The 1,710-nt window shown below is 66.8% G+C and carries 1 protein-coding gene; it reads right to left on the bottom strand.

What is annotated here, in order from left to right; genetic code table 11:
* Positions 1–173 precede the first annotated feature (173 nt).
* On the bottom strand, positions 174–1,586 hold the full coding sequence (locus tag ACT3T5_RS19515) for an IS1380 family transposase (RefSeq protein ID WP_135010948.1): 1,413 nt from the start codon (positions 1,584–1,586) through the stop codon (positions 174–176).
* Positions 1,587–1,710: the final 124 nt, after the last annotated feature.

Raw genomic sequence — 1,710 nt, 5'->3', positions numbered from 1 at the left:
CCTCGATGTTTCATCGGGTTGGTGAGCGGGGGCGTTCGGCGTCGTTGCCGGTGTTCAGCTGCTGATTCTGGCATGTGGGTGTGACAGATCGTCGCAGTGTCCGTTGCGGGCGGTCGGGTTCCACTCCCGAGAGGAGGATTCTGCTGGTCGGTGGGGCGGGTGGAGCCGCCTGGTCAGGTCTGTGCGACGGCGGTGCGGAGCCGGTTCATGCCGGTTAGGACGGTTCGGGCTTCGGGGGCGTGTTCGGCGAGATGGAGGACCTTGTGCCGGCAGCGGCGCACGAGAGTCGCGGGGATCTCGAACAAGCGTGCGCGGAGCCGTTTGGGTTCCCACTTCCTCGCGTCATGGCCGGTCAGAGCTATGGTCTGCATCCAGGCGACGAGCTCGGAGGCGAGCTGGATGATCTGGCACCAGATCTGGTTCTGCGCGAAGCCCTGCAGCGGGAACTTCATCAAGCCCAGGTCCTTGGCGTTGCGGATCCGGTCTTCGCATCGTGCGCGGCGGCGGTGACGCAGCTCGAGGACGGGTAGCTGGCCGCGCGGGGTGTTGGTGGCGAACGCGGTGATGCGCATTCCTTCGTGATCGGTGATCCGTAGTTGCGCTCCGGGGTGGGGGCGTTCCTTCCGCACGATCACCCGCATCCCGGCAGGCCACCCGGACAGGTCCAGCAGTCCGGTCAGCTCCGCCACCCACGCCCCCTCGCGGATCCCGTCGGTATCGGTGTCATAGGCCGGAGTCCACGCCTGCGCCTCATCGATATGTTCCAGCAGGTCAGGAGTGTGCGCGGGGAGAGTGAACCCGACGGAGTAGGCCAGCCGCCGCCTGGTCATCCACTGGAGAAATTCCTTGGTGCCGCCGGCTCCGTCGGTGCGGATCAGAATCTTCTTCGACCCCCGCCTGCTCCGGGCCAGCAGGGCTGGTGGGAGCTGCGCGAGCGCGGCCTTGGTGACGGTGATGTGATCAGCCGCGGTGTTCGAGCCGGCGTTGCCGGGGCGGAGATGGATCGCCAGCGGTTCCCCAGTCCCTTCGCTGCCGTGGTCGAGGAACGCGCACAGAGGGTGATAGCCGAAGCCGCGTTTGAACGTCGGTGCGGCCTGCTCCTTCTCGCTGTGGACGTTGATCAGGGTGGCGTCGAGGTCGATGACCAGCGGGCTCTTCGCACTGGCCCCCGCGGCGGGGGAGTGCTCCCCGGCCAAGGCCCAGGCCCGTTCCCGCGCGGCGCGACGGGCATTCGAGATCGCCTCGATCACGGCGGGCGCGTCCTCAGCCAGCGTGGTGAGCATGCGGGAGATCGTGGGGGCCGAGGCGACGTCACCGAACAGGTCCGGTTCGCACCGCAGCAGATCAGCATCCGAAGCGTGCTCGCCGCCGATCGCGAGAGTGAGTGCGAGATCCAGCAGGACCTTCGAGCTGTGATGCTCTGCCAGCGGTTTCGTCCACGAATCCAGCGCCTCACGCAGCGAAGCAGCGAGGCCAGTGGCGTGAATCGTGTCGGTCAGCAGCACAGCGCCCGCATGCGCGAGGGCCGGAACCTCGGCGACGTCCACCCGCGGACGGGGGTAGAAGAACAAGGTAGGGTGGGACACCTGAAAGGTGCTCCTTCCAGCGGATGGCTACGGGTCTCAACACCTCGTATCATCCCAGGCCAGGAGCACCTTTCGCCATTCATTCCGCCGGTCGAGACCACACCCCCGTGAAATCTCGAGGCTA

Origin of the sequence: Brachybacterium sp. AOP3-A1-3 (genome assembly GCF_052378285.1) — a bacterium.
In the GTDB taxonomy this organism is placed as follows: Bacteria; Actinomycetota; Actinomycetes; order Actinomycetales; family Dermabacteraceae; genus Brachybacterium.
The sequence above is the reverse complement of the archived record's forward strand: the minus strand, read 5'-3'. Positions and strand labels throughout refer to the sequence as shown.